Origin of the sequence: Staphylococcus rostri (genome assembly GCF_002902145.1) — a bacterium.
GTDB lineage: Bacteria > Bacillota > Bacilli > Staphylococcales > Staphylococcaceae > Staphylococcus > Staphylococcus rostri.
In genome coordinates, this window is sequence record NZ_PPRF01000106.1 from 1 (window position 1) to 857 (window position 857).

An 857-nucleotide genomic window follows, 5' to 3' on the forward strand; every position below is an offset into this window, starting at 1 on the left:
CGGAAACAAGTATGAACAACCACATTTGTTAAAGGAGGACGAGTAAAGTGCCGAAAATCAAAGTGAAGAAACAAGTTGGTCTAGAAGAGTTGCTCAACTTATTGAGTAACGATGAAATTGAACAAGGAGAATATAGAGGCTCAAAAGGCACGTGCGTATATCCGAATGAGATGTTTTTTGATGATTTTGAAATTGATGGTTTTAAAGCTGAAGATAGATTTGAGATTGAAGTTGAACAAGAGATTGATGAGCATACGAAGTTAGATGGTTTAGTTGAAAAATTTGAAGATTGTAATGGCTATGTCGATTACACAAATTTCGAATCAGCAAAATCTATTAAGGCAGAATTAGAAAAGTCGAAAGCCATAAAGACAAAATCTTTAGCTTTCTACTTAGCACAAGACAACCATGAATTGAAACTTATCTGGAAAGACGGTGAGCTTGTTGAGTAAAGACCATAAAAGGCGCATAGCAGAACTGTGCGCAGAACGAGTCAGACTGAATAGTGAGAATAGCAGACTACTAAAAAGCGTAGCAAAGCTATCTGACGAACGTAACCAGTACAAGCAAGAACGTGATGAGTTGATTGATGATATTGCGGTTGTGCGTGAGCAACGTAACGAATTAAAGAGAAAACTTGATGAAGTAGAAGATTTGTTTGTAGGACATATCAACTACAAACTATCCGTGACGCACAATCATTGGTACATCAATCTGCGTCATAAGCTACACAGAATCTTACACGGTGAAAAGGGGACTAAATATGAGTAATCAATTAACAGTTGAGCAATTGCAAGAATTACTTCAAATTCAGAAGGACTTCGATGATAGAATACCAACGTTGAATTTAGAAGATA

Annotated in this window: 2 protein-coding genes and 1 pseudogene; all 3 read left to right on the forward strand. The window is 36.5% G+C overall.

The genetic code is table 11. The annotated features are described in order from the left end of the window. Positions 1–47: 47 nt before the first annotated feature. Positions 48–452: a hypothetical protein gene (locus tag CD122_RS10765; RefSeq protein WP_103358957.1), complete on the forward strand. Its 405-nt coding sequence runs from the start codon at positions 48–50 to the stop codon at positions 450–452. After that, complete coding sequence (locus tag CD122_RS10770; protein WP_206167766.1) at positions 445–771, forward strand: hypothetical protein; 327 nt, start codon at positions 445–447, stop codon at positions 769–771. The genes CD122_RS10765 and CD122_RS10770 overlap by 8 nt, the downstream gene beginning before the upstream one ends. Next, positions 764–857 (forward strand): annotated as a pseudogene (locus tag CD122_RS10775) (dUTPase); the annotation flags it as partial. The gene CD122_RS10770 and the pseudogene CD122_RS10775, both read left to right, overlap by 8 nt.